Source organism: Agromyces binzhouensis (assembly GCF_004135055.1).
GTDB lineage: Bacteria > Actinomycetota > Actinomycetes > Actinomycetales > Microbacteriaceae > Agromyces > Agromyces binzhouensis.
The window spans coordinates 1-1975 of the sequence record NZ_SDPL01000494.1 but is presented as its reverse complement, the minus strand read 5'-3'; the positions used below and the strand labels follow the sequence as shown (position 1 = coordinate 1975).

The window sequence follows — 1975 nt, the reverse complement described above, 5'->3', positions numbered from 1 at the left end:
GAGGTCGGCGACCGCGTCGCGGAACTCCGCGACCGCGTCATCCGCCCGCTGCGCCGACTCGCCGAGCCGCCCGCGGTTCGAGAGCGGGCCCGTCAGGGTCGACGCGATCGCGGCGCCCACCTGGCGCGGCGTCTGGGTGCCGCCGGGTCCGTCGAAGAGCGCCCAGCCGTGCTCGAGTGCGGGGAACCAGGAGCGGATGCGGGCGACGTCGTAGGCCATGGGCGCGAGCCTAACCGCCGCGTGCGCGCGTGAGGATCCCGCCGATGGGCTGCGCGCACTCCGCGGCCGGTGTGCAGGGAGGACGGGTAGCATGCGCCGCATGGTCGCGCATCGCGTCGCGCACCGGCGACCGCACCGGCGCATCGCCTCGGCCGTCCTCGCGGCGGTCGCGGCGGCGACGCTGGGCGGATGCGTCTCCGGCCCGCCGTACGACCAGCTCCTCACGGGCGACGAGGAACTGCTCGCCGTCGCGCGCGAGCACTACACCGACGCGCGCGACCGCGTCGCGATCGCCCTGCTCGACGGCGACGAGGTGCGGACCGCCTTCGTCTCGGCGGACCCCGGGACGTGGTTCGGCTTCGGCGGCGCGACGAGCGCGCTCACCGGCCTGCTGCTGGCCGACGCGATCGACCGGGGCGAGGTCGCGATCGACGACCCGGTCTCGGCGCACCTCGACCTCGGCGACGCGCCTGCCGCCGGACTGACGCTCGGCGCCCTCGCGACGCACCGTTCGAACCTCCCGCAGGACCCGCTCGGGCCGGAGGCGTTCCAGGCCGGAGCCGTCGACGGCGAGGCGGTGCCGGACCGGGGCGGCCTCGACGCGATGCTCGCCCGGGTGGCCGCGCTCGACCTCGTGCCCGAGCTCGAGTACAACCCGAGCGACTTCGACGCCGCGCTCGTCGGGCAGGCGATCGCCGCGGCGTCGGGCACTCGCTTCTCGGACCTCCTCGCCGAACGCGTCCTCGAGCCCGCCGGGATGACGGGCGCGGTCGTGGTGGAGTCCGGCGACCTCCTCCCCGACGACCTCGCGCAGGGTCACGAGTGGCGCGGCGAGCGCGTGGCGCCGCGAGGCAGCGGGGCGTATGCGCCCGCGACCGGGGTCGCGGCGACGATCGACGACGGCGTGGCCCTCGCCCGATCGGTCCTCGACGGGCCGTTCGCCGGGAGCGCCGCGCTCGAGCCGGTTGCCGACACCCGGTGGCCGCAGATCCGCGTCGGCTACTTCTGGGAGCGGATCGACGCCGGCGACGACGGGGTCGACTACATCATCGGGTCCGCCGAGGGCTTCACCGCCGCCGTCCTGGTCGATCCGAGCGCCGGGCGCGCGGTCGTGCTGCTCTCGAACACCGAGGAGGCGTGGCCGTGGGTGCGCCTGCGCCCCCTCCTGAGCCTGCTCGTCGAGTGAGCCGAGTCCCGGGGCGGCGCACGCGCGGTGCGCACGGTCGGCCCCGACCCGTCAGCCGACCGGCCGCGCGTGCGATGACCGCGCCGTCAGGCGTCGATCCGCGACGAGCTCGCCGAGGAGGGTGTCGGCGAGGGCGGCCACCGTCGGATCGTCGTCGCCCGGATACCGCACGGCGAGTTCGGCGCCGTCGAGGTGGCCGCCGACCGCGGCGAACCGCGAGCCGCGCTGGTGCATCCAGTCGAGCGCCTGCGCGTCCCACGCGGATCCCGCGTAGACGAGCGCCCGGTAGTCCTGCGTCTTGGTGAGGTAGACGTCGACGTGCGACCAGTCGCCGGTCTCCGATGCGAAGGCGGCGAGGCGCGGGACCTCGCGCAGCATGAGCGCCGACTGCTGCGCGCTCGACAGGCGCTCGGCGGGGGCCAGCGTCCAGGTGCCGTCGGGCCCGGTGAGCAGGTCGGCGAGCGGGTCGAGCCAGTCGACGGATGACTCGAGCAGGGCCGCGTTCGCCTCGGCGCCGCGTCGCAGGGCCGCCGCGTCGAACCGCGCGGCCGGCGCGGTGCCGAGGAGTTC

At 76.2% G+C, this 1975-nt stretch carries 2 protein-coding genes and 1 pseudogene; 1 reads left to right on the top strand and 2 read right to left on the bottom strand.

Annotation, left to right across the window (positions count from 1 at the left end):
- Positions 1-219, bottom strand: a pseudogene (locus ESO86_RS16040) (cysteine desulfurase-like protein); the annotation flags it as partial.
- Positions 220-319: 100 nt separating this feature from the next.
- Between ESO86_RS16040 and ESO86_RS16035 the strand changes: the two are divergent.
- Positions 320-1405: a serine hydrolase domain-containing protein gene (locus tag ESO86_RS16035; protein ID WP_165308062.1), complete on the top strand. Its 1086-nt coding sequence runs from the start codon at positions 320-322 to the stop codon at positions 1403-1405.
- A 51-nt stretch (positions 1406-1456) separates the two neighbouring features.
- Here ESO86_RS16035 and ESO86_RS19255 read toward each other — a convergent pair.
- Positions 1457-1975: hypothetical protein (locus ESO86_RS19255; protein ID WP_242492419.1), on the bottom strand; the 519-nt coding region annotated here is incomplete at its 5' end.

What these genes read in the sequence shown, in the direction of transcription:
- ESO86_RS16035 (WP_165308062.1), top strand. Translation starts at nt 320, where the DNA reads ATGGTCGCGCATCGCGTCGCGCACCGGCGACCGCACCGGCGCATCGCC.